This is a genomic window from Shewanella aestuarii, assembly GCF_014647215.1.
Classification (GTDB): domain Bacteria; phylum Pseudomonadota; class Gammaproteobacteria; order Enterobacterales; family Shewanellaceae; genus Shewanella; species Shewanella aestuarii.
In genome coordinates this window covers 108018-133390 of record NZ_BMOT01000002.1, presented here as the reverse complement: position 1 = coordinate 133390, position 25373 = coordinate 108018, and the positions used below count along the sequence as shown (strand labels likewise).

General features: G+C 41.9%; 30 protein-coding genes. 15 read left to right on the top strand and 15 right to left on the bottom strand.

Annotated elements, in window-relative coordinates; translation table 11 throughout:
• Positions 1-65: 65 nt before the first annotated feature.
• The 8 genes from rlmB to zapE all read right to left on the bottom strand — a co-directional run bounded on the left by rlmB (position 66) and on the right by zapE (position 7984).
• Positions 66-821, bottom strand: a complete 756-nt coding sequence (gene rlmB / locus IEY03_RS04460) for a 23S rRNA (guanosine(2251)-2'-O)-methyltransferase RlmB (RefSeq protein ID WP_188840155.1) — start codon at positions 819-821, stop codon at positions 66-68.
• Entirely contained in the window at positions 822-3311 is a 2490-nt protein-coding gene (gene rnr / locus IEY03_RS04455; protein WP_188840154.1) for a ribonuclease R, read from the bottom strand.
• Between the two features lie 31 nt (positions 3312-3342).
• Positions 3343-3975 carry a tetratricopeptide repeat protein gene (locus IEY03_RS04450; RefSeq protein ID WP_188840153.1) on the bottom strand — a complete coding sequence of 211 codons (633 nt, stop codon included), beginning with the start codon at positions 3973-3975 and terminating at the stop codon, positions 3343-3345.
• A gap of 129 nt (positions 3976-4104) precedes the next feature.
• Complete coding sequence (locus tag IEY03_RS04445; protein ID WP_188840152.1) at positions 4105-5400, bottom strand: adenylosuccinate synthase; 1296 nt, start codon at positions 5398-5400, stop codon at positions 4105-4107.
• Positions 5401-5467: 67 nt separating this feature from the next.
• The gene (locus IEY03_RS04440) at positions 5468-5656 is read right to left on the bottom strand and encodes a DUF2065 domain-containing protein (RefSeq protein ID WP_188840151.1); all 189 of its coding nucleotides are present in this window, start codon (positions 5654-5656) and stop codon (positions 5468-5470) included.
• A gap of 100 nt (positions 5657-5756) precedes the next feature.
• Positions 5757-6149, bottom strand: coding sequence for a 30S ribosomal protein S9 (gene rpsI, locus IEY03_RS04435; protein ID WP_188840150.1), 393 nt, complete (start codon positions 6147-6149; stop codon positions 5757-5759).
• A gap of 15 nt (positions 6150-6164) precedes the next feature.
• Entirely contained in the window at positions 6165-6596 is a 432-nt protein-coding gene (gene rplM / locus IEY03_RS04430; protein ID WP_188840149.1) for a 50S ribosomal protein L13, read from the bottom strand.
• A gap of 278 nt (positions 6597-6874) precedes the next feature.
• Positions 6875-7984, bottom strand: a complete 1110-nt coding sequence (gene zapE, locus IEY03_RS04425) for a cell division protein ZapE (protein ID WP_188840148.1) — start codon at positions 7982-7984, stop codon at positions 6875-6877.
• Between the two features lie 290 nt (positions 7985-8274).
• Here zapE and degQ point away from each other — a divergent pair, with 290 nt between their 5' ends.
• Positions 8275-9624: a Do family serine endopeptidase DegQ gene (degQ, locus tag IEY03_RS04420; protein ID WP_188840147.1), complete on the top strand. Its 1350-nt coding sequence runs from the start codon at positions 8275-8277 to the stop codon at positions 9622-9624.
• Between the two features lie 137 nt (positions 9625-9761).
• Entirely contained in the window at positions 9762-10838 is a 1077-nt protein-coding gene (gene degS / locus IEY03_RS04415) for an outer membrane-stress sensor serine endopeptidase DegS (protein WP_188840146.1), read from the top strand.
• Between the two features lie 121 nt (positions 10839-10959).
• Here degS and murA read toward each other — a convergent pair whose 3' ends face one another.
• The 7 genes from murA to mlaF form a co-directional block, all read right to left on the bottom strand.
• Entirely contained in the window at positions 10960-12219 is a 1260-nt protein-coding gene (murA, locus tag IEY03_RS04410; RefSeq protein WP_188840145.1) for a UDP-N-acetylglucosamine 1-carboxyvinyltransferase, read from the bottom strand.
• A gap of 12 nt (positions 12220-12231) precedes the next feature.
• Complete coding sequence (locus IEY03_RS04405; RefSeq protein ID WP_188840144.1) at positions 12232-12483, bottom strand: BolA family protein; 252 nt, start codon at positions 12481-12483, stop codon at positions 12232-12234.
• Positions 12484-12555: 72 nt separating this feature from the next.
• Positions 12556-12867, bottom strand: coding sequence for an STAS domain-containing protein (locus IEY03_RS04400; protein ID WP_188840143.1), 312 nt, complete (start codon positions 12865-12867; stop codon positions 12556-12558).
• A complete protein-coding gene (locus IEY03_RS04395; protein ID WP_188840142.1) occupies positions 12864-13517 on the bottom strand; it encodes an MlaC/ttg2D family ABC transporter substrate-binding protein in 654 nt (217 codons plus the stop codon). Before IEY03_RS04395 ends, IEY03_RS04400 begins: the two co-directional genes overlap by 4 nt.
• Before the next feature lie 10 nt (positions 13518-13527).
• Complete coding sequence (gene mlaD, locus IEY03_RS04390) at positions 13528-14001, bottom strand: outer membrane lipid asymmetry maintenance protein MlaD (protein ID WP_188840141.1); 474 nt, start codon at positions 13999-14001, stop codon at positions 13528-13530.
• Positions 14002-14037: 36 nt separating this feature from the next.
• Positions 14038-14823 (bottom strand): lipid asymmetry maintenance ABC transporter permease subunit MlaE, encoded by a 786-nt coding sequence (gene mlaE, locus IEY03_RS04385; RefSeq protein ID WP_188840140.1) that lies wholly within the window; start codon positions 14821-14823, stop codon positions 14038-14040.
• Positions 14810-15634, bottom strand: coding sequence for a phospholipid ABC transporter ATP-binding protein MlaF (gene mlaF, locus IEY03_RS04380; protein WP_188840434.1), 825 nt, complete (start codon positions 15632-15634; stop codon positions 14810-14812). Before mlaF ends, mlaE begins: the two co-directional genes overlap by 14 nt.
• A 228-nt stretch (positions 15635-15862) precedes the next feature.
• Here mlaF and IEY03_RS04375 point away from each other — a divergent pair, with 228 nt between their 5' ends.
• The 13 genes from IEY03_RS04375 to IEY03_RS17150 all read left to right on the top strand — a co-directional run bounded on the left by IEY03_RS04375 (position 15863) and on the right by IEY03_RS17150 (position 25143).
• Complete coding sequence (locus IEY03_RS04375) at positions 15863-16825, top strand: calcium/sodium antiporter (RefSeq protein ID WP_188840139.1); 963 nt, start codon at positions 15863-15865, stop codon at positions 16823-16825.
• 34 nt (positions 16826-16859) lie between these two features.
• The gene (locus IEY03_RS04370; RefSeq protein ID WP_188840138.1) at positions 16860-17837 is read left to right on the top strand and encodes a KpsF/GutQ family sugar-phosphate isomerase; all 978 of its coding nucleotides are present in this window, start codon (positions 16860-16862) and stop codon (positions 17835-17837) included.
• Positions 17838-17839: 2 nt separating this feature from the next.
• Positions 17840-18406, top strand: coding sequence for a 3-deoxy-manno-octulosonate-8-phosphatase KdsC (kdsC, locus tag IEY03_RS04365; RefSeq protein ID WP_188840137.1), 567 nt, complete (start codon positions 17840-17842; stop codon positions 18404-18406).
• Positions 18403-18963 (top strand): LPS export ABC transporter periplasmic protein LptC, encoded by a 561-nt coding sequence (lptC, locus tag IEY03_RS04360; RefSeq protein ID WP_188840136.1) that lies wholly within the window; start codon positions 18403-18405, stop codon positions 18961-18963. Before kdsC ends, lptC begins: the two co-directional genes overlap by 4 nt.
• A gap of 49 nt (positions 18964-19012) precedes the next feature.
• The gene (lptA, locus tag IEY03_RS04355; RefSeq protein WP_188840433.1) at positions 19013-19537 is read left to right on the top strand and encodes a lipopolysaccharide transport periplasmic protein LptA; all 525 of its coding nucleotides are present in this window, start codon (positions 19013-19015) and stop codon (positions 19535-19537) included.
• Positions 19534-20265, top strand: a complete 732-nt coding sequence (gene lptB / locus IEY03_RS04350) for an LPS export ABC transporter ATP-binding protein (protein WP_188840135.1) — start codon at positions 19534-19536, stop codon at positions 20263-20265. Before lptA ends, lptB begins: the two co-directional genes overlap by 4 nt.
• Before the next feature lie 149 nt (positions 20266-20414).
• Complete coding sequence (locus tag IEY03_RS04345) at positions 20415-21902, top strand: RNA polymerase factor sigma-54 (protein WP_188840134.1); 1488 nt, start codon at positions 20415-20417, stop codon at positions 21900-21902.
• A 26-nt stretch (positions 21903-21928) separates the two neighbouring features.
• Positions 21929-22216 (top strand): ribosome hibernation promoting factor, encoded by a 288-nt coding sequence (gene hpf, locus IEY03_RS04340; protein ID WP_188840133.1) that lies wholly within the window; start codon positions 21929-21931, stop codon positions 22214-22216.
• A 2-nt stretch (positions 22217-22218) separates the two neighbouring features.
• A complete protein-coding gene (gene ptsN, locus IEY03_RS04335) occupies positions 22219-22662 on the top strand; it encodes a PTS IIA-like nitrogen regulatory protein PtsN (RefSeq protein ID WP_188840432.1) in 444 nt (147 codons plus the stop codon).
• A complete protein-coding gene (gene rapZ, locus IEY03_RS04330; protein ID WP_188840132.1) occupies positions 22659-23516 on the top strand; it encodes an RNase adapter RapZ in 858 nt (285 codons plus the stop codon). Before ptsN ends, rapZ begins: the two co-directional genes overlap by 4 nt.
• Positions 23517-23548: 32 nt before the next feature.
• Positions 23549-23824, top strand: a complete 276-nt coding sequence (locus IEY03_RS04325; RefSeq protein ID WP_188840131.1) for an HPr family phosphocarrier protein — start codon at positions 23549-23551, stop codon at positions 23822-23824.
• 869 nt (positions 23825-24693) lie between these two features.
• Positions 24694-24843, top strand: a complete 150-nt coding sequence (locus tag IEY03_RS04320) for a hypothetical protein (protein WP_188840130.1) — start codon at positions 24694-24696, stop codon at positions 24841-24843.
• Positions 24844-24879: 36 nt separating this feature from the next.
• Positions 24880-25143 carry a transposase gene (locus IEY03_RS17150; protein ID WP_188840129.1) on the top strand — a complete coding sequence of 88 codons (264 nt, stop codon included), beginning with the start codon at positions 24880-24882 and terminating at the stop codon, positions 25141-25143.
• Positions 25144-25373: the final 230 nt, after the last annotated feature.

The window sequence follows — 25373 nt, the reverse complement described above, 5'->3', positions numbered from 1 at the left end:
ATAGACACAAAAAAGCGAGCTAATGCTCGCTTTTTTTATCCACTACTTTATATCAACAGCAATGTTTAGTTCGCTAAGCGCTGACGCACAGCTTCAAACAAACACACCCCAGTAGCAACCGACACGTTCAAACTTGAAACACTGCCAGCCATTGGAATTGAGATTAAAGAATCACAACTTTCACGCGTAAGACGACGTAAACCTTTACCCTCAGCCCCCATAGCAATGGCCAATGCGCCTTTCAAGTCTGCCTGATAAACATTGCTATCGGCTTCACCGGCTGTACCAAAAATCCATACGCCTTTCTCTTGAATATGACGCATAGTACGAGCCAAATTAGTCACCTGGAATAATGGCACAATTTCAGCCGCGCCACAGGCAACCTTGCTGACAACGGATGTGAGACCAACAGAGTTATCCTTAGGCACAATCACCCCATGCACACCTGCCGCATCGGCATTACGTAAACAGGCACCTAAATTGTGTGGATCGGTTACACCATCTAAGATTAAAAAGAACGGAATTTTATCATCGGCAGTGAGCTTATTCAGTAAGCTGTCTAGCTCATTTTCAGCGAGCACTTTAGCCGCCGTAACGCGCGCAACAACACCTTGATGCTGGGTGCTTTCAGCTTTTTCATCTAACACTTTTCGTGCCGCACGTTGCGATTTAAGACCAGCAGCCTGTGCCGCCTCAACAATAGGGGCTAAACGTTCATCATCACGCCCTTGCAATAGCCATAATTCAATAACACGTTCAGGGCTATTTTTTAATAAGGCTTCAACGGCGTGAATACCAAACATTATATCTTGTTTTTTCATTTAGCTTTTTCTCTTACTGCGTTTTGCACTGCCCGCTTTGGTGGCGGACTCGCTATTACTCGATGGCTTAGCACCCGCTTTCTTCGGGCCAGTTTTCTTTACTCTGGGCTTTTTAACCGCAGACTTTTTGGTTGCGCCTTTAGCTGTAGGTGCCCGCTTTTTATCTGAAAGGGTCTTTTTCGCTCGCCCTTTTGACTGTGTCTCAGCGTCTTTCGTGCCTCTAGCTAATTTGGCACCTTCTAAATTCACACGTTCGCGCGCGGTTAACGGTTTAGTACTGCTGCGACGCTTTCCTTTGCCTTTACTGTTATCCCCAATTATGATCAAATCAATTTGGCGATCATCTAAATTCACCGCAGCCACCTTAACACTCACTTCGTCACCAACTTGATAGACTTGGCGAGTGTTTTCACCGACAAGACGCTGACGCATCTGATCAAACTGATAATAATCACTGGCTAAGCTAGAAATATGCACCAAGCCGTCGATAAAGAGATCGTTTAACCGCACAAACAAACCAAAGTTAGTAACAGAGGCAATCACGGCATCAAAATCATCACCGACATGATCTTGCATGTATTCACATTTAAGCCAATCGCTCACATCTCTAGTCGCTTCATCGGCACGGCGCTCAGTCATAGAGCACTCTTCACCTAAGGCATCAAGTTCTTCAAGACTGTATTTAAAGCCACCATCTTGGGTCCACTTATCTTTAACTTCACCTTGCTCATTAGCTAATAAATACTTAATGACACGATGAAGTACCAGATCGGGATAACGACGGATCGGCGAGGTAAAATGCGAGTATTCTTCTAATGCAAGGCCAAAGTGACCGTCATTATCAGGGCTGTAAATAGCCTGACGCATTGAGCGCAACAGCATTACCTGAATCAGTTCAGAATCCGGTCTGTCAGCAATTTTAAGCATGATATTTTGATAATCAGACGGCGTGGGTTCTAACCCGCCCTCCATAGATAATCCACGCTCAGCCAAAAACTCTTTAAAGTTAGCCAGTTTTTGCTCTGAAGGCGCTTCATGCACACGGTATAACACTTCACCTTTGTGCTTTTTAACAAACTTAGCAGAGGCTACGTTTGCTAAAATCATACATTCTTCAATAATTTTATGTGCCTGATTACGGCCTCTTGGCACGATTTTATCAATCTTGCGCTGCTCATTGAAAATAAACTGGGTTTCTAATGTTTCAAAAGCGATCGCCCCACGCTCTGCTCTACGTTCATCTAACGTTAAATATAGAGACTGTAAACACTGTAAATGTGGGAACAATGCTTCATGCTCTGGAGCAATCGCCCCCCCCTCAAGCATGTCGGCAACTTGGGTATAAGTAAAACGCGCATGCGAGTGCATGACCGCTGGATAAAATTTATATCCAGATAGCTTGCCACTGGCGGCAATGGTCATTTCAGCCACCATGCACAATCTGTCGACATGGGGGTTTAATGAACACAGGCCATTCGAGATTTTTTCTGGCAGCATAGGAATCACTTGTGACGGAAAATAAACAGAATTTCCGCGTTCACGCGCTTCGGTATCTAATGCTGAATCGGTACGCACGTAATGGCTGACATCAGCAATCGCTACCCATAAACGCCAACCGCCACCAGGCTTTTTCTCTGCATACACGGCGTCGTCAAAATCTCGCGCATCTTCACCATCAATAGTCACTAACGGCAAATGGCGTAAGTCTACACGACCTTGCTTATCTGAGTCTGGCACTTCATCAGGAATGCGCTTTAGTTTTTTCTCTATCACGGCAGACCAAGTATGGGGAAGATCATAATTGCGTAATGCAATTTCAATTTCCATGCCCGGCGCCATAGTTTTACCTAAAACTTCTGTCACTTTACCGGCAGCTTTTACAAAACGCCCTGGTCTTCGAGTTAATTCAACCACCACCACATCACCGGCGCGAGCACCATTTTTATCTTCATTGGCGATTAAGATTTCTTGGGTGATACGACGGTCATCGGCAATCACAAATGCCATACCGCCATCAACATGGTAACGGCCCACAAGTGCAGCGCTGCGCTCTTGTACTAAACGCACAATCCGTGCTTCACGTCGCCCACGGCGATCGGTACCGGCTTTTTGGGCCAATACTTTATCTCCATGAAAATACATCAGCATGTCACGATTACTAATGAATAAATCGTCACCACCTTCTTCAAGCTTTAAAAAGCCGAAACCATCACGATGACCAATAATCGTGCCAGATAATAAATCCATTTTTTCCGGTAAGCCGTAGCTTTGACCGCGGGTAAAAACTAATTGACCATCACGTTCCATTGCACGTAAACGACGACGCAGGGCTTCTAGTGGCTCTTCTGCGGAAATGTTTAATGCTTCTGCGATTTTGTCACGGGTAACAGGTGACTTTTGAGCGCGCAAGTACTCTAAAATATACTCGCGGCTAGGAATGGGATTGTCGTACTTGTCTTGTTCTCTCTCAAAATGAGGATCGTTGATCATTCAATTTCCAAATCATCGGCATAAAAATGCCTTATTGCATATAAAGTTGTTGCTGCTGAGCCCTTTCAACAATACTTGTGGGCATTTTCACAGCAAGTTGTTGTAGTAATGATGTCGCTTTTTTTTGCTGAATCTCATCATCAAAAATACTGTTATACAACCAATGATAACCCATTTCATAATCTTGTGGGCTACCATAACCTTCGGCAAACAGTTTAACTAACATCATACGTGCATCAACATCACCATGTGCTGCTGCAGGTAATGTATATTGCACTGAGCGATTACGATCTTTAACGACTAATTTACCTTGGTAATAATAGTTGGCTAATTTAAGCATCGCTTCTGCGCTGCCTTGTTCTGCAGCGGTTTGTAACATAGCTATACCACGTGCAGGATGTGCTTTAACACATACGCCGTGATTTAACATTTCGCCCCATAAGAATTGATACAGAGGCTGTTGTAATACTTCTGCCCTCGCTTCGATATCTTGTACGAGTTGGCATTCATCAACTTTAACCCGTTGAAGATACTGATTACTGCGGATAAGCTTTATAAGTTGCTCATCACTGTATATGTCAAAGGCGCCAGATTCAGCCTTAGCAATTTGAGCAGATGCGCTGAGTAGTAGCGTCAATATAAGCAGTAATGAAAGCCGTAACATAACAATTCTCGATGACAGTTGAATTAGTTAATTCATCGGCCGAAGTATGGATTTCTAAAGCGTTCAACCATACTTTGCGAACGTGTTTCATTAAAAAGGCCGCTTAACGCGGCCTTTTTGATATCGATTTTAGTTAAATGGATTAACTAGAATCATGGTCTCATTACGGTCTGGACCGGTTGAGATAATATCAATTGGTGTTTCTAATAGCTCTTCAATACGCTTGATGTAGTTAATTGCAGCAACAGGTAGTTGCTCAATTGACGTAGCACCATAGGTCGTTTCTTTCCAACCAGGCATACTTTCATAGATAGGCGTAACTAACTCATAACCTTCTGCAGCTAATGGCGTTACTTTAGAAACAGTACCGTCTGGGTATTTATAACCCACACAGATTTTCACTTCTTCTAAACCATCTAATACGTCAAGTTTAGTTAAGCAAAAACCGCTTACGCTGTTGATTTGAACCGCACGGCGCATTGCCACAGCATCTAACCAACCAGGACGACGTTTACGACCAGTAGTAGCACCAAACTCTTGACCTTTTTCACCAATGTAATCACCAATTTCATTGGCTAATTCAGTTGGGAAAGGACCCGCTCCTACACGTGTAGTGTAAGCTTTCATGATACCTAATACATAATCAATATGACGAGGACCAAAACCTGAACCTGTAGCAACACCACCGGCGGTAGTGTTAGAAGAGGTTACAAATGGATATGTACCGTGGTCGATATCCAATAATGTACCTTGAGCACCTTCAAATAGAATTGGCTCACCTGCTTTACGGGCAGTATCTAACAACTCAGTAACGTCAACACACATGCTCTTCAGATAATCAGCAATTGCTAATGCATCGTCTAGTGTCTTTTGGTAATCAACCGCTTCTGCTTGATAGTATTCAGTCAACATGAAGTTGTGGTACTTCATCACTTCTTGCAGTTTAGTTGCAAAAAGTTCTGCATTGAATAAATCACCAACACGAAGGCCACGACGAGAAATCTTGTCTTCGTATGCAGGGCCAATACCACGCCCCGTTGTGCCAATAGCTTTATTACCGCGCGCTTTTTCGCGAGCAATATCAAGTGCACAATGGAAAGGTAAGATAAGCGGACATGCTTCTGAAATGAGTAAACGTTCTTCTACAGGTACGCCACGCTCTTTCAGCATGTTGATCTCTTTCATCAACGCATCGGGAGCTAATACAACACCGTTACCGATTAAGCATTTTACGTTGTTACGTAAAATCCCAGACGGAATAAGATGAAGAACTGTTTTTGCACCATCGATAACCAAGGTATGACCGGCATTATGGCCGCCTTGGTAACGAACTACGAATTTTGCCTGTTCTGTTAAAAGGTCGACAATCTTACCTTTGCCTTCGTCACCCCATTGAGTGCCGAGTACGACTACGTTTTTGCCCATTATTTGCTGCAAGGTTGTGGTATAAAGTGGAATTTTAACAGATTTATGGGGGTTGTAGGCAAGTTTTTTATTGAAAAATAATCAATAAAACTACACCTGCTGTGACTAAAGATCCACCTAAGCGCCTGAGAACATTTTGGTTTTGCCCAGAAAGTTCAAATAAATATTTTTTCCATTTATGTGGAAACAGTAACGGTCCTAGACCTTCAAGGATGAATACTAAGGCAATTGCTGTCACAAATAGCTGCAGTGTCATGTTTTTTTACCCCTAATTCAATCCTGTTTAATGACAATCATAAAACGTTAAGCAATAAAAAACCCAGCATAAGCTGGGTTTTTTGAATTCCAAAAACGAATTAACGTTTTGAGAACTGTGGCTTACGACGTGCTTTACGTAGACCAACTTTCTTACGCTCAACTTTACGAGCATCACGGGTAACAAAACCAGCGGTACGTAGAGCAGGACGTAATGTTTCATCAAGTTGCATTAACGCACGAGTAATACCGTGACGAATTGCACCTGCTTGGCCAGTGATACCACCGCCTTTAACAGTTACATAGATGTCAAGTTTATCAGTCATTTCAACTAACTCTAAAGGTTGACGAACAACCATACGAGCAGTTTCACGACCAAAATATACATCTAGTGGACGTTGGTTAACAACGATTGCACCACTACCTGCTTTAGCGAATACGCGAGCAGTAGATGTTTTACGACGGCCAGTGCCGTAGTACTGAGTTGCAGACATTAGCTTACTCCCGTTTTAGATATCAAGAACTTGTGGTTGTTGTGCGGCATGGTTATGCTCAGTGCCAGCGTAAACTTTAAGTTTACGGAACATAGCACGGCCCAAAGGACCTTTTGGCAACATACCCTTAACAGCTTTCTCGATAATCATCTCAGGCTTATGAGCTTGCAGCTTCTCAAAAGAAATCTGCTTAATGCCACCGATGAAACCAGTGTGCGAGTAATAAATCTTGCCCGCAGCCTTGTTACCAGTAACAGTAACTTTCTCAGCGTTAATAACGATGATGTAATCACCAGTGTCAACATGAGGAGTATACTCTGGCTTATGCTTACCGCGTAAACGAGTAGCAATTTCAGTAGCGATACGACCTAAAGTCTTACCTTCGGCATCAACGACGAACCAGTCACGTGTGACTGTTTCTGGTGTAGCAGTAAATGTAGTCTTCATTTTTTACAAAAACCCAATGTTTAAAATTCTGTCTCACATGCCAATTGCGGTCGCAATTAACACAAAATGAACCGATTCTTGCCCCTTCGAGCATGAATATTGGCTTAAAACTTCCGCCCAAACTGGCGGAGTAACGAGGGCAGGTGGCGGATTATACGCAAAGAATACTCAAAAATCACCTGGTTTTTATTAAAAACGACAAATATTTTGATCGTTTTATCGGCAACTTTATGATTATTTTTTGTGCACGACACTCGCAGCATTACTGTCAGCTAACTTTACGGCAAATGTTCCAAGGCTAAATAATCGTGCGATTGCATTTCGATTAATCTTGAGCGACAACGCCTAAACTCAAAACTCAATAAACCTTGGGTATATATTTCTTCCAATGGCACTTGTGCTGAGATAATCAATTTTACATTACGCTCATAAAATTCATCGACCATCGCCAAGAAGCGCCTAGCAATATCATCACCGGTCAGTTGATCGCCCATTTGTTCCAGACCACTCAGAAGAACCGTATGGTAAAGCCTGGCTATTTCCATATAATCTCGCTGAGAACGTGGTCCATCACACAAATCTCTGAAGTTAGCTAATAGCACCCCTTGAGATTGTTTACGGATCACAATGGCACGGCCATCAACTTCAATCGCATCGGTAAACACTTCGGATTCTGGTGCAAGCAGCTTGAAATAAGTTTGTAAATTGAGATCAGCTTGTTCATCGAGTGGGAAGTGATAAATTTCTGCTTGCTCTAACGTTCTTAGGCGATAATCAATGCCTGAATCTACATTCAAAATTTCACAGTGCTGATTGATCAATGCAATAGCAGGCAAAAAACGAGCACGCTGCAGGCCATTTTTGTATAACTCGTCTGGGATGATATTTGAGGTTGCAACCAGCGCAACGCCCTCTTTAAATAATGCCTGAAACAAAGTACCTAAAAGCATTGCATCGGTAATGTCGGAAACGAAAAACTCGTCAAAGCAGATTACTTTGTATTGTTTTGCCATTCTGTTGGCAATTGTGAGCAACGGATCTTGTACCCCTTTTAACTCACCTAAATCATGATGCAGCTGATGCATAAAACGATGAAAATGTGCTCTGAGCTTTTTATCTCCAGGCAATGCATCATAAAAGGTATCCATTAAGTAGGTTTTACCTCGCCCTACTCCGCCCCACAAATACAAACCAGTGACTAAGCTTGCAGGTTTTTTAGTAAATACCGATAGCATTTTAGATAAACCTGAAACGGGCTGTTCAGCGGCAATTAATTCATCATATACACGCTGTAATGACTTAACGGCTTGTTCTTGCGCGAGATCATGGGAAAAGTCTTCACGACTGAGGTCTTGTTGGTAATGCTGCCAAGGGGTTAACTGTGTCACTACTATAAACTCACTACACCAATAGATAGGCGGCCATAATAGCATTAAAGTTAACCAGCAAGTAACCGCTTAAACCGATTAAATTAACCTTTGTTAATAGTCAATGAACTAATAAAACTCGCATCCATCTGAGTAACTAATCGATGACTTTATATATCTAGGTTGTAGTGGAATACGGCTTTATAAAGCCCGTATTGCTAAACATTTTGATTAACGATATTTAACTTTTATTTAGTGAATTCAAGCACCATATTTTTATCACTAGCTTGAATACTCAGGAGCCATAATTAATGAAAACCAAACTTAGCTTACTTTCAGCAGCCTTATTAACCGCCTCATTAACCATGATGCCAGTTGTATCAAATGCAGCGATCCCCATGTCGGTTGACGGGCAAGCTTTACCTAGCTTAGCCCCCATGTTAGAACGCACAACACCTGCTGTGGTATCGGTGGCGGTGTCAGGCACTCAGGTGTCTAAGCAGCAAGTTCCTGATGTATTTCGCTACTTCTTTGGCCCAAACGCACCACAGGAACAAGTAAGGGAGAGACCCTTTAGAGGCCTAGGTTCGGGGGTAATTATTGATGCCGAAAAGGGCTACATTGTTACCAATAATCATGTCATCAATGGTGCCGATGATATTCAAATTGGCTTAAGCGATGGTCGTGAAGTCGAAGCCAAGTTAATTGGTGCAGATAAAGAGTCAGACATTGCCCTATTACAAATTGAGGCAAAAAACTTAACGGCTATCAAGCAAACAGATTCAGATGAAGTTCGGGTGGGTGATTTTGCTGTGGCGATTGGAAATCCATTTGGATTAGGTCAAACGGTGACATCTGGTATTGTCAGTGCATTAGGCCGCAGCGGTCTAGGTATTGAAATGTTAGAGAACTTCATCCAAACCGATGCTTCTATTAATAGTGGTAACTCAGGGGGGGCTTTGGTAAACCTCAATGGTGAACTAATGGGGATCAATACCGCTATTGTGGCGCCTAACGGTGGCAATGTAGGGATTGGCTTTGCCATTCCAGCCAATATGGTCAATAGTCTTGTTAGTCAGATTATTGAACATGGCGAAGTAAGGCGTGGTGTGCTTGGTGTTGCTGGTCGTGACTTAGATAAAGAGCTGGCGAAAGCCTTTGGATTAGAAACCCAACATGGTGCTTTTGTAAATGAAGTCGTGCCTGATAGCGCGGCAGCAAACGCTGGGATTAAAGCGGGCGACATAATTATTAGTGTCAACGGCCGTAAAATAAAATCCTTTCAAGAACTGCGAGCAAAAGTCGCCACTATGGGCGCGGGTGTAAAAGTCGAATTTGGTATCATCCGTGATGGTGATAATAAAACCGTAAAAGCAACCTTAGGTAAGGCAGATTCTGTTGAAGCAGCCGCAGGGGCGTTACATCCAATGCTTCAGGGGGCGACACTGCAAACAGGCAACAAGGGTGTTGAAATTACAGACGTTGCGCAAGGTTCTCCTGCGGCAATGTCAGGCTTACAAAAAGGCGACTTTATTGTTGGTATTAATCGCACACCGATTAAAGATTTAAAAACCTTCAAAGCATTATTGGAAAAACAACAAGGCTCTGTAGCCTTAAAAATATTACGTGATAATAATTTAAGCTACCTAGTACTGCGTTAAAATTGCTGCCTTATGTGGAATAAGGCAACTAACCTAATGTTAGCATTCAGTAAATTAAGCATCGAGCCCTCATCCTCGATGCTTAATTATTTATCCTATGCTACTATCAAGCCTACTTTCCCCACACCAAACAGACTATGAATTTTAAAGACATATGCATTTACTTAGGCAAGGCCATTTTGTTTGGTTTGATCATGGCTGCCGTTTTTTTAATTGCAACGTCATTTGAAGGCAGTCCGTTCAAGAGTGGTTACTCAAAAAATACCCGCTCACATAATGAGTTATCTTTTGCCAAAGCCGTGCGTCGTGCCGCTCCTGCGGTAGTCAACATCTACAGTTTAAGTATTGATCAACGCTCTCCGCTTAACTCTAGTTCACTACAAGGCTTAGGATCTGGCGTGATAATGAGCGCACAGGGATATATTCTTACCAACTACCATGTTATCAAGCGCGCTGATGAAATTGTTATCGCACTTCAAGACGGACGTCGATTTATTTCTGAAGTCGTTGGTAGCGATCCTGAAACCGATTTGGCGGTGTTGAAAATTGAAGGTGATAACTTACCTGTTGTGCCCATTAATTTAACTAACCCAGCTTTGGTGGGTGATGTGGTATTGGCCATTGGTAATCCTTATAACCTAGGGCAAACCATCACCCAAGGGATTATCAGTGCAACTGGTCGCAGTGGTTTAAGCTCTGGTTATCTCGACTTTTTACAAACCGATGCTGCCATCAACGCAGGCAACTCAGGCGGTGCGTTAATTGATACTTTTGGAGAGTTAATTGGTATCAATACCGCGGCATTTAAAGTGGGTGGCGATAATGGTGGCAATGGCATCAGTTTTGCTATTCCGATCAAATTGGCTCATAGCATTATGGATAAATTGATCAGTGATGGTCGTGTTATTCGTGGCGCGATTGGGATTTCGGGAGAACCATTAACCCCGGTTGCTGCACAAATTCTCAATTTACCTGATTTAAAAGGTGTGTTTGTAACAGGTATTGACCCCGATGGGCCGGCCGCGAATGCAGAAATCCAAGCCAGAGATGTGATTATTGCCTATGGTGATGACGAAATACCTGGTGTTGAAACGCTAATGGATAAAATAGCTGAAACCCCACCGGGAACCAAAATACTGTTAACGGTTATTCGTCAGGGTCAAAAGCAACAAATACCTGTATTCGTGGTTGAAAAAAATTCTTTCGAACAATAAACCATTAGCCATCGACTGATACAAAAAAGCCATCAATTTAACCTTGATGGCTTTTTTAGTTTTAATCGCGACTGATTATTTCTAATAGTCAATCTACGACTAGAACGACTTAGGCTATAGATTAAGACACACGGATAACTTCGCCGCCCAATCCTTTAAACTTAGCTTCAATATGCTCGTAACCACGATCTAGATGATAAATACGGTCTACTGTTGTCGTTCCCTCAGCCATTAAACCTGCAATCACTAAGCTGGCAGAAGCTCGTAAATCGGTTGCCATAACTTGCGCACCGTTTAACGATTCAATACCTTCAATAATACAGGTATTACCTTCAAGGGCCATATTTGCCCCCATACGAATAAGCTCAGGTACATGCATAAAACGATTTTCAAAAATGGTTTCAGTTACACGTCCTGTCCCTTCTGCAAGTGCATTGAGCACACAGAATTGCGCTTGCATATCCGTAGGAAAAGCAGGGTATGGAGCCGTTTTGATATTCACAGCTTTAGGACGTTTACCTTGCATATCAAGTTCAATCCAATCTTGACCGGTTGTCACTGTTGCGCCAGCATCTTCTAACTTTAACAGTACAGCCTCAAGAGAAGCGGGATCGGCTGATTCGCATCGAATATGGCCACGTGTAACCGCGGCTGCCACTAAAAATGACCCCGTTTCAATACGGTCAGGCATAACGCGATATTCACAACCTTGTAGGCGTTCAACCCCTTCAATAGTCAATGTTGCTGAACCAATACCGCTAATTTTAGCCCCCATTGCCACTAAACAATGGGCAAGATCTGAGACTTCAGGTTCGCGTGCCGCATTTTCGATAACTGTTGTGCCGTCTGCGAGTGCCGCAGCCATAAGCAAGTTTTCTGTCGCACCCACGCTGACCATATCCATAAAGATATGCGCACCTTTTAAACGACCGTCAACACGCGCCTTGATATAACCTTCTTTCACTTCAATCTTCGCACCCATTAGCTCAAGGCCATGAAGGTGAAGATTCACAGGACGCGCACCAATAGCACAACCACCAGGCAGTGACACATCAGCGGTTCCGTAACGAGCAAGTAATGGGCCTAAAATCAATATGGATGCACGCATGGTTTTGACCAAATCATATGGCGCACAAAACTCATTTAGGTTAGTGGTAGATATTCGCACTTTACCCTGACCCAGTTCCTCAACATCGGCACCCAAACAACGTAATAACTTACAGCTAGTACTGACATCACGTAAATTAGGCACATTAGAAAGCACAAAATCGGTTTCTGCCAATACACCAGCCATCAAAATAGGCAAGGCGGCATTTTTAGCACCTGAAATAACTACGCTGCCAGACAATGGCTGGCTCGCTTTTATGGTTAATTTATCCACTTGGCTCTCTAATTACATATTGAAAAGTTTTTCACGCTTCCACTGAGTTGGCGTGAATGTCTTGATAGTTAAGGCGTGCAACTCACCACTGGCAATATTTTCGGCTAACGGACCATAAATAGCTTGTTGTTGTTTGACTCGGCTCATTCCTTCAAAACATTCGCCTACTGCCACTACCTTGTAGTGACTGCCATCCGATGTTGCATGCACTTCAGTCAGTGCTAACGCGTCAGATAGAATTTGCTCAATAACCTTGCAATCCATGAATATATACCTTTATTTCAATACCCTACAGCTAAAAGGATATCGTGAAGAGTAAACAAAATGCACAGAGAATTAACGACAATTCTCAGCAAAAAAAGTGTCTAAATCGTAAAGCTCAATCATTTTTTGTAATTGAGCCGCTGGGTGAATTAAAGTACGTGAATACACCTCTGAGGCAGTATCCTTTTTAGACAGATTCAACCCTTTCAGTGCAAGTAACATAGCGACACCAGCACTATCGACATAAGTCAAAGCGGACAAGTCTACCACTTGGGTGGATTCAGTAAACAGTTGATGTCGATTTGGCCACAATTGAATAACTTCATCTTGGGTTAACCGCCCTTTGATCAAACAAATGTCGCCCTGTTGTTCGAATTCAATCACGCTGCTTTTGCCTCTTGCTCAACCTTGCGATCAATTTTTTGTTTGGTTTTGTCGTTCAACATAGTAATAACCGATTCAATACCTTGTTGGCGAATAAGGTTTGATATTTCCGATTGTTTCGAGGCTAACAAACTCACGCCTTCAGCGACTAAATCAAAGGCCTTCCAAGAATCATCTTTAAGGCGACGAGCTTTAAATTGAATTTTAATCGGTGGGCGACCTTGCTCGATAATTTGTACACTGACATCCACCATTTTTTCTTGGCTAAAATCTTGTCCAGGATCAAACTCTACAGCTTGGTCAGTATATTCTGTTAATGCTTGGGCATAAGTCCCAATTAAATAACCTTTGAATGCTTCAACAAAACGTGCACGTTGATCGTCAGTGGTTTCGCGCAGATACTGCCCCATTACTTTATAAGCAGCATATTTATAGTCAACATAAGGGATAAGCTCTTCAGCCACGATCACTTTTAAATGGCTTAAGTCTTGATCAATTATGGCTTTATCGCGTTTAAAGCGATCAAACGTTTGGTTAGAAACTTGTTTAATTAACTCATAAGGGTCTTTGGTATTAATTTCATCAGCCCAAACTTGTGCACTGGTCAGCAATATAACAGCGCTAACGATACGAACTAAAAATGCTTGCATAGAACCGCTCCTATTTATCTTTTGAAGACATGCTGTATAACAATTGACCAATAAGGTCTTCTAAAATTAGCGCACCACGGGTATCTTCAACTCGATCACCGTTACCCAGCATTTCAATGTCATCATCAACAAAGCCTGGGGTTAAACCGATAAACTGCTCTCCCAATAAACCAGAAGTTAAAATTGAAAGACTGCTAGTTTCAGGAAAATGGTCGTACCGTTTATCCATTGTTAAGGTTACGATAGGCACAAGTTTGCGATCATCTAAGGTGATATCGGCCACTCGTCCTACGACTACACCACCCACTTTGACTGGGGCACGCACCTTCAATCCACCGATATTATTAAACTCGGCTACTAAGGTGTAGTTGTTATCTTTGGTATCCACTTTTACATTGGCAACATTAAAAACCAATACACAAAATGCCAATACACCTGACAACAAAAACAGACCTACTAATAACTCAATCTTCCGTGTCAACATACGCTTAAAACCACTTAAATAGTTAATGAATTTATCTTAATTTCCGAACATTAATGCGGTTAGCAAAAAGTCCAAAGCGAGCACTGCTAAACTGGCTTGCACTACCGTCGATGTCGTTGCACGACTTATACCTTCTGGATTAGGTTGGACTTCATAGCCTCGATATAAGGCTATCCAGGTCACGACCACACCAAAAACGGTACTTTTAATCAGGCAATTGACGATATCCTCACGCCATTCAATCGACGCTTGTAATATCGACCAAAAAGCACCGGTATCTATCCCTTTCCATTCAACACCAACAAGATGGCCACCAAAAATACCCACTAAGCTGAACATCATTGCCAGTAACGGCATACTGATCACTCCAGCCCAAAAACGCGGCGCAATAATTTGCCTAAGAGGGTCAATAGCCATCATCTCTAAACTTGATAGCTGCTCGGTTGATTTCATTAAACCGATTTCTGCAGTTAATGCAGAACCAGCACGCCCGGCAAATAACAGTGCGGTGACAACGGGTCCTAACTCACGCAGCAAGCTTAACGCAACCATAGGCCCAAGGCTGTCTTCGGTGCCAAAGTCGACTAAAATATTATAGCCTTGTAGGGCCAGAACCATGCCAATAAACAAGCCCGATACTAAAATAATCACCATTGAACGCACGCCAAGTACGTACATTTGCTTAATGACAAGAGGTAAACCTTTTTTAGGTCTAGGAATGTGGGCAATAGCACGCCATAACATTAGCCCGGCTTTACCATAACTACCGACTAACTCAATGGCATAACGGCCAATAGCAGTAATTAAATTAATTGGATTCACTCAACAACTCCTGTTGATAATCAGCGGCGGGATAATGAAAAGGCACAGGACCATCGGGAGCACCTTGAATAAACTGAAGTAATTGCGGGTTATCGGATGCGCGCAATTGTTCTGGCGTCCCTTTCGCAATCACTTTTTTATCCGCTATCACATAAACATAATCAGCAATGCCAAGCACTTCTTTTACATCGTGAGACACAACGACGGAAGTGAGCTTTAGCGAATCAGATAATTCACGGATCAATTTAACCAACATCCCCATAGATATTGGGTCTTGTCCTGCAAACGGCTCATCATACAACACCATTTCGGGCTCTAGTGCGATGGCTCTTGCTAATGCAGCTCGGCGTTGCATGCCACCAGATAACTCACTGGGCATCATAAAAGCCGCGCCCCGCAGTCCAACGGCTTGTAATTTCATTAACACGATGGATCGGATAATCGTTTCAGGTAAACCTGAGTGTTCACGTAACGCAAATGCCACATTGTCGAACACGTTCATGTCGGTAAATAACGCCCCACTTTGAAACAACATGCTCATACGTTTACGAACTTGATATAGCTCAGTTCGTGATAATGTATGCATATTCTGGCCGTCAAATAGAACTTCACCTTTGTCAGGCGTTAACTGAGCGCCAATTAACTTAAGTAATGTGGTTTTACCTATGCCGCTAGGCCCCATAATGGCAGTAACTTTACCTTTGGGGATAGTTAATGAAATGTCATCATATATGACTTTTTCGCCTCGACTAAACGCGAGATTGTTAACTTCAACAAGCGGATTTTGTAATACAGTTGATGTATCTGACATGATATTCGAAGAGATAGCTGCCATCCTGGCATGAAAAGGTAAACTAAATTTTACGTGAATGTTGCTCACCTAACAACCTACTCGCAGTAAAAACCCCTAATCTAAAATGAATTTAATCTTAATAAATGATTAACTTGATAATGATTAGGTCACTTCCATCCTTTTGTGGCTTTCAATTTGACTCATTTACAGCGAAAATACACGGGTTTAGATAATTAAAGGGATAACATGTTAGTTAATATTTTGTTGCTGTGTGCTGGGCTAGCTGTACTGGTTTTTAGTGCCGATAAATTTGTTTATGGGGCATCAGCCTTTGCCAGAAACCTAGGTTTACCCCCCATGCTGATTGGTTTAACCATTGTAGCTATGGGTAGTTCTGCACCTGAGATGTTTGTTGCGGCAACGGCATCAATGGACGGTATGAATGATACCGCTATCGGCAATGTATTGGGTTCTAACATAGCAAATATTACCCTTATTCTTGGCCTCACCGCTTTGCTGGGGGCAATTAGTGTGAGCTCTAAAACACTGAAGCGGGAAATTCCATTAATGCTCGCAGCTACTGTGCTTGCTGGTTATCTGATCCATGATGGCATATTGGCTCGCTATGAAGGCGTTATTTTATTAATGGCCTTTTTATCCGTCATGGGTTGGTTCATTTATCAAGCTATGAACAATAAAGAAGCCGATATCATGGGTGAAGAAATGGATGCAGAGATCCCTAAGGATGTCCCCACAACTCGTGCTATCATGTGGATCGTAATCGGTATGGTTTTACTACCGTTATCAGCAGGTTGGATGGTAGACGGCGCGGTTGGTATTGCAAAAATTTATGGGTTATCGGATTTAGTGATCGGATTAACCATTATTGCTGTTGGCACCAGTTTACCTGAACTCGCCGCATGTATCGCCGGGGTGTTAAAGAAAGAAGACGATTTAGCTATTGGTAACATAGTTGGCTCAAATTTATTTAATATTCTTGCAGTACTTGCTATTCCGGGGCTAATCTCACCTGGTACGGTTGATGCGTCAGCAATCGACAGAGATTTTTATATGGTACTGGCCACCAGTATCGCATTGGCTGTATTAGTGTTGTCCAGTGGCGCAAAGCAACAACTCACTCGTTGGCATGGCATTTTATTATTATTGACCTTTATTGCGTACCAGTACGTTGTATTCACCGCTCATTAAAGGGGCGTAAAGGACTTTACCAAGAGAGACAAACATGGCAAACCAAACTCAATTTCGTCAATGGGGCCGCAAGGTCATTGATATTGAAAAAGCAGCATTGGAACATCTTTATCAATTTGTTGATTCAGAGGCATTTGGCCAAGCATGTGAATTAATCCTGCAGTGCAAAGGAAAAGTCATTGTCATGGGCATGGGTAAATCAGGTCATATTGGCAATAAGATATCGGCAACCTTTGCCAGCACTGGCACACCAGCATTTTTTGTTCATCCAGGTGAAGCCAGTCATGGTGATTTAGGTGCCTTGGCCAAAAATGACATTATTCTGGCCATTTCTAATTCCGGTGAATCAAGCGAAATACTCACACTGATGCCAGTAATACAACGCATGGGAGTGCCTGTGATTGCAGTGACCGGAAAACCAGATTCTAACATGGCAAAATTAGCCAAATTACATTTGTGTATTGAAGTACCAGAGGAAGCGTGTCCGTTAGGGCTAGCCCCGACATCAAGTACCACTGCAACGTTAGTCATGGGGGACGCTCTAGCCGTTGCCTTATTACAAGCTAAAGGTTTTACCCGCGATGATTTTGCGTTATCTCATCCTGGTGGATCTTTAGGTCGAAAACTGTTGTTGAAAGTGAATGACGTAATGCATCAAGGCGGTGACTTACCCTTGGTTAAACAGAATATCTGCATTACTGAAGCACTTTATGAAATATCCAATAAAGGCTTGGGCATGACAGCCGTCGTCGACGATAACAATGTACTAGTCGGTATTTTTACCGATGGTGATTTACGTCGTGTGATTGACGCTGAAGTAAACCTACGTACCACACCGATTTCACATGTTATGACCAAACACTGTGTTACAAGCCCTGCGAACATCTTGGCTGCACAAGCACTGCAAATTATGGATGAAAAAAACATCAATGGTTTGATTGTCGTAAATGAACAACATCAACCGATTGGGGCGTTAAATATGCTCGATATGGTTAAAGCAGGGGTAATATAAGTATGACAACTCAAACGCCAAGCCACCAAGGTTTTTACGGCCCAATTAGTGATGATATTTGGCAGCGCGCCAAAAAAATCAAACTGCTCATATGTGATGTTGACGGGGTATTTTCTGATGGCCGCATTTATTTGAATAACAGTGGTGAAGAAACCAAAGCTTTTCATACCCGTGATGGCTACGGTGTTCGTTCAGCGTTAACCAGTGGGATTCATGTAGCCGTTATCACCGGACGCAAATCTCAAATAGTCGAAAACCGCATGAGCGCGCTGGGAATAAAAGATATTTATCAAGGTATTGATAATAAATTTGTCCCATATGAAGCATTAATCAAACAATACAATGTCACAGCTGAAGAAGTCGCTTACATAGGTGATGACATGGTGGATTTGCCAGTGATGAAAGTCGTTGGATTGGCAGTTTGTGTTGCAGACGGCCATCCGTTTGTCCGTAAACATTGTCATATGACCACACACATTAATGGCGGTCATGGCGCATTACGTGAGCTCACGGATTTACTCTTATTAAGCCAAGACAAATTTGAAAATGCCCATGGTATGAGCATATGAACCGAACCACACTGGCCATATGTGCATTTTTTGGCTTAGCGTTAGTATTGTACTGGCAGGTACAGATTAAACGCAGCGAAATGGCATTAGTCGTAGACACCCGAATTGAGCGACCTGATTTTGTTGCCGATGAACTGCATACAACAGAGTTTAATAAGCAAGGTTTTGTTGATAGTAAAATGAGTGCCAAGCACATGGAGCACTTCTCTACTAGCAACACCACTTTATTTACTGAACCCGTATTATTACTTTATCCTCAAAACGGTGAAGCAAAATGGCAAATTACCGCTGAAAAAGCCACCCTTGAGCAAAATGCAAATCAAGTCAGTTTGCACAATGATGTAATTATCGATGCCATTGACATTGAAGAGCCGCTACAATCGCTTGAGACGCAACAAGTCACCTTTAATTTAGATACCATGATTGGGCGCTCTGAAGAGCCTGTTATCATAAAGGGTAACGGTTTTTTAATTACTGGCTTAGGGTTGTTCGCCGATCTCAACGCAGAAGAAATTACCTTGCTCAGTCAGGTAGAAGGAACATATGAACCACATTAAGTTTTTATCAAAATCACTCGGTAAAATCTGTGCTGTTACAGCACTGGCTATGGGTGTAATGACGAGCAATGCTTTGGCCAAAGAAGGCGACCTGCAACAAGAGCTTAAAATTGCTGCGGTAAGCCAGCGCGCTGACATTAAAAATAACCAGATTATTTTTAATGGCCCAGTAAAAATCACCCAAGGTAGTATCAACATTAATGCTGATGAACTACGTGCATTTTCCGCTGAAAATGGTCAAACCAAAATGTTGATTGCCATTGGTAATCCTGCGACGTTTTCACAAGAACTCGATGACGGCCGAATAGGTACCGCCAGTGCCAATGAGATCCGCTATGATCTGGCTACAACAGGTTTATTATTGACTGGCAATGCCAAGCTAGATCAGGCTGGTAGTAAAGTCACTGGGAATATTATTCGCTACAATATCACCGCCCAAGAGCTCATTGCAGAAAGTACCGGTAAAGGTGAAGATCGTGTTATCACCATCATTCAGCCGGAAAACTTCCAAACCGAAGATGTACCAAAACAAAAACTTCCTGAAATTCCGTTAAAAAAACAAGGTAACCAATGAACCAAATTACCTTAACCGCTGAAAATTTAGCTAAAAGCTATAAAAGTCGCCAAGTTGTCAAAAGTGTCAGTTTAACGATAAAAACTGGTCAAATTGTCGGTTTGCTAGGCCCAAATGGAGCAGGTAAAACCACAACATTTTATATGGTGGTTGGTTTAGTCAAAAGCGATAACGGTCGAATTTTAATTGATGACGATGATTTAACCGCAGATCCTATGCATTTACGGGCTCGCAAAGGTATAGGTTATTTACCACAAGAAGCGAGCATTTTCAGAAAACTATCGGTTCATGACAACATCATGGCTGTATTGCAAACGCGTAAATCATTAAATCAGGAAGAAAGAATACAAGAGCTGGAAAGCCTGTTAGAAGAATTTCATATCACCCATATTCGAGACAGTCTAGGCATGTCTCTTTCAGGTGGTGAACGCCGCCGAGTTGAAATTGCACGAGCATTGGCAGCCAATCCTAAATTTATCTTACTCGATGAACCTTTTGCCGGGGTTGACCCCATTTCAGTTATTGATATTAAAAAAATTATTCAACAATTGAAAAATCGTGGCCTTGGGGTACTGATTACTGACCACAATGTTCGTGAAACCCTTGATGTTTGTGAACGCGCTTATATCGTGAGCCAAGGCAATTTGATTGCAGAGGGTACACCTGATGAAATACTCAACAACCAACAAGTACGAGCAGTATACTTGGGCGAACAATTCAAGCTATAGTTAATTAAGTACAACAGATAGATGCTTTGAAAAGTCTAACACTTCAGTAACCTTTTATTGTGGTGTTTAATAATGTATTTAAATAACATTTGCAGTGAACACTTGTGAAAACAGTGCAGCAAACGGAAATCTTCTAGGGATCAGTAGTAATGAAAGCTTCACTCCAACTTAAAATGGGTCAACATCTGACTATGACCCCACAACTGCAACAAGCGATCCGTTTGCTGCAGTTATCGTCTTTGGAGTTACAGCAAGAAATTCAACAAGCATTAGATTCAAATCCTTTGCTTGAAATGGAAGATGAATTTGCAGAATTTAGCAACAGAAATGATCAATCCAAAAACCAATCAGAAACCGATTTTAATGAAGTAAGTGCACCAACAGTAGAAAAAGACACCTCGAATGTGGACACCGCTGAATCGATGACAAAAGAACAAATGTCTGACGATTTACCAATGGATACCACTTGGGATGAGGTATATACCGCATCCCCTATGGCCACTTCAGGTTCTGGTAGCATGCCAAGCGATGACATGCCTTTTCAAGGTGAAACCTCTGAAGGTTTGTACGAACACCTCGAATGGCAGAAGAATCTTACCCCATTTTCGGACACAGATTTAGCCATTGCCACCGCGATTATCGACGCTATTGATGACACAGGTTATTTAACCCAAAGCACTGAAGATATTCTTGAAGCTATGGGCGATGAAAATGTTGAACTTGATGAAGTTGAAGCTGTTTTAAAGCGTATTCAACATTTTGATCCTATTGGCGTCGCCTCTCGCGATCTGCGGGAATGCTTACTAATCCAATTGATGCAATATGATCCGCACACGCCGCACATAGACAACGCCAAAATTCTTATCAAAGATTATTTAGATTTAATTGCGGGTAGGGATTTTCGCACCTTGATGCGCAAAACCAAGTTAAAAGAAGATGAACTGCGTGAAGCCATCGAGTTAATTCAATCGTTAAATCCACGCCCAGGCTCAATGATCACCCCACAGGATGATGAGTACGTTATCCCTGACGTGTCGGTGATGAAAAAAAATGGTCGTTGGGTGGTTGAATTAAACCCTGACAATATGCCAAAAATTGGCATTAACCAGCAATATGCCGCGATGGCAAAAAGCAGTAAAAGTCAGTCTGACAGCCAATTTATTCGTGGACACTTGCAAGAAGCCAAATGGTTTATTAAAAGTTTAGAAAGCCGCAATGACACCTTATTAAAAGTGTCCAATTGTATTGTTCAGTTCCAACAAGGTTTTTTTGAGTATGGCGAAGAAGCCATGAAACCTATGGTGCTTAATGATATCGCCGAAGCGGTAGAAATGCATGAATCAACTATTTCGAGGGTCACAACTCAAAAATACATGCATACTCCGCGCGGATTATTCGAATTAAAATACTTTTTCTCTAGCCACGTCAGTACTGATGATGGCGGAGAATGCTCATCTACAGCAATTAGAGCCTTTATTAAAAAACTGGTTGCTGCAGAAAACCAGAAAAAACCATTAAGCGACAGCAAAATGGCGGATCTTCTGGCGGAACAAGGGATTAATGTTGCACGTCGTACTATCGCTAAATACCGTGAGGCGATGATGATCCCCCCCTCAAACCAGCGTAAGAGTTTATAATCTACCTAGGCAATTGGAGGATAAATATGCAAATAAATTTAACAGGTCACCATGTTGAAATTACTGAATCATTACGCGAATATGTCACTACAAAATTTTCAAAGCTTGAACGACATTTCGATCAGATCCATAATGTGCATGTAGTGTTAAATGTCGAAAAACAACAGCAAAAGGCAGAAGCAAAAGTCAGCTTAAATGGAGCGGAAGTATTTGCAGCTGCTGATCATGCCGACATGTATCATGCAATAGACGCCCTGATCGACAAACTCGATCGTCAGGTTATTAAACACAAAGAGAAACTATCTAAGCATTAATGATGGAACTTAGTACCATCCTGCAGCCGGAATGCACCTCCTGTGCCTCACCGGGCAGTAAGAAAAAGGTACTGGAACTTATCAGTGATTTAGTCGCTGCCCAGTACCCATCCCTCTCTTCACAAGAGATTTTCGAAAGCCTAGTGGCCAGAGAAAAAATGGGTAGCACAGGAATAGGCTCTGGCATTGCAATCCCTCATGGTCGATTAACGACCATCGAACAGCCCATTGCGGTTTTTATTAAATGTGAAGACGCCATTCCATTTGATGCCATAGATAAACAACCCGTTGATTTGTTATTTGCCTTATTAGTTCCAGCGGAACAATGCCAACAACATCTCAGCACCTTATCTTCGATGGCTGAAAAGTTATCAGATAAACTTATTCTCAAGCAGTTACGTAAAAGTAGTAACTCAACAGAACTCTACCAGGTTATCACTGCATGAAATTAGTTATTGTATCGGGCCGCTCGGGCTCAGGTAAATCTGTCGCACTCAGGGTATTAGAAGACCTTGGTTATTACTGTGTTGATAACTTACCTGTAGCATTAATTGGCACATTATTGGACCAATTAAAAGGAAGCCGAGATCAAATAGCAATTAGTGTCGATGTGCGGAATATTGCTGACCAAGGTAAAGTGCTACAGCAACAACTTGCAAAATTAGGCAATGACACTGAAGTATGTAGCTTTTTCTTAAATTCTTCAGACAAAGTGCTACTGAAACGTTATAGCGAAACCCGCCGATTACATCCGCTGTCAAAGAACCAAATCTCACTCCAAGAAGCAATTAAATTAGAAGGGGTATTATTAGAGCCTATCGCTAATGTGGTAGACCATTATATTGATACTTCAGCATTAAATATTTACGAGTTGAGCGATCAAGTACGTGAAATATTGATGGGCAGTGTTGATAAAGAATTAGTCATCAACTTCGAATCATTCGGTTTTAAACACGGAATGCCAACTGAAGCAGACTTTATGTTTGATGTACGTTTTTTACCTAACCCCCATTGGGAAATTGAATTGCGTCCTTTTACTGGGCTTGATGAACCTGTGCAAGAATTTCTGGGAAAACAGCCTTTAGTAAACAAATTTATTTGGCAAATAGAAAATCTGTTTGAAACTTGGATGCCGCATCTAGAACGCAATAATAGAAGCTATTTAACAATCGCCATCGGCTGCACCGGCGGACAGCACCGTTCTGTTTATATTGCAGACCAATTAGCAAAACGCTTCTCCACTGATAAAAAACATACGGTTCATGCAAGACACCGTGAGCTGGCAAATAAGGCTAAATAACCCTATTTAGCGACTTTTCGGAGCCAAGTGTTATGAGCCATTTACAGCGCCAAGTTACCATTTCCAATAAGTTGGGCTTACACGCCAGAGCCGCGACAAAGTTGGTTATGCTGGCTAATGAGTTTGATGCCAATGTGACGCTCATTCAAGGCAGTAAAACGGCCAGTGCGGCGAGTGTATTAGGTTTACTGATGCTGGAAAGTGGTTTAGGTAAAACAATCGATATTACGGCTGATGGACCTGATGCCCAAGCTGCGCTCGATGCAATTTGCGCACTAATTAATGCTAAGTTTGATGAAGGCTGTTAACGCTAAAAATGCATTGCAGCTGAGTACATTCACCCTTTACTCACACCACTCCAACGAGTTAGCCTCGTGCCAATGTAGATTTCAAATCTGTTTTAAACTCTCTAACATCCCTTATGGTACTCATTAGCAGATAACCCCAGCTAATCAGCCGCAGCGACGCTTAAACACACCGTTCACTGTCATTCAGCCTCGTTATCTTCAGGTAAGAGTAAATGCATATCAACAAGATCTTGCCCCTCAAAAAAAATCGTCAACCTGAACTCTGGTGAGAGATTGACTAGGGCCCGATCTTTGCGGGTTGAATATCAGCGATTAAGTGTAAATAACCTGAGCGCCATATATACCCAAACAACCTGAAGATGCTCGATTTCAGCAAGAATTTACACGCGTTTAGGCAAGGCATTGATTGCGGGTAATGGTTATTCCCTTTTCAAAATCAATAACGCAGCATAAACGCGTGTAAAACTTGCCCTCAGGGAGTTTCACCGTGTTCCCCTGATTTTTAAATCAACAGCGTTGTTGCGCTAATTTATAAGGTATCTACATTACCGCATTAACGCGCCTAGTATTGAAAACACGGTGAAGCTCTGAAACACGTATCTTCAAGTTGTTTGGGTATATGCATCTGTAACCAGATTTGGGCTATGACTTTTTACCTTTTTAAATTCAAGATTCAAAAACCAAATTAGTGCAATTGCACCAATAGATTGCAAGTTAAAATATGATAAATGCATTCATAAAAACATAACTAACTAATAATATTGATAAAAAATTAATTACCACACTTGGCACAGACTTTTCATACAATACAAGTACCCATAAATAGGTAGTTTAATTTTTATACTTATTGAATTGTAGGAGAAGATATTATGCAATTAAAACCATTCCCCCTAAATATGTTGTCCACGGTTTTTGTGCATACATTGCAACTTGGCAGCTTGTTTCCGAGAAAAATTCATCAATATTATCAATTTTTTTCCCAAATTGGCGTCAGTCAGTGGGAAGTTGAAAATAGATAATCCGACAAGCACAACTCAATAAAAGTGAATAGCACTATGCACAATACCGCATCGCACAACCATATAAGCCACAAGTATTCGCAAGCCTTAATCTGCGAAGTAGTTAACCAAGTCAAAAATCATAATCTATTACTCTCAGAGGTAGCTAAAAAATATGGCATTTCTTCCAGAACCGTCTATCAATGGGTTAAATCATCTGCCGAACCGACTGAATTGAAAAAAAATGAAATAACCAATCAAATTGCATCACTGCAATTACAAATAAAAAGTTTGAACAACTTATTGCAAATGATGGCATAACCGTTTTCGGCAAGGGTGTTTGAATATATGAGATTATTCCCCAGTAATCGACTATAACAATGCAAACAACCACACATAATAATATGGCGCTAGACAGCCTAATAGTGATGTACAAACATCCTTGCCACTTTCTCTCAATACCGCAAGATAATAGACCATTTCACCACGTATTCTTGACGACTCATGGCGAACATCCCCTTTAATAATCACTGCCTAATTATAGATAAAAA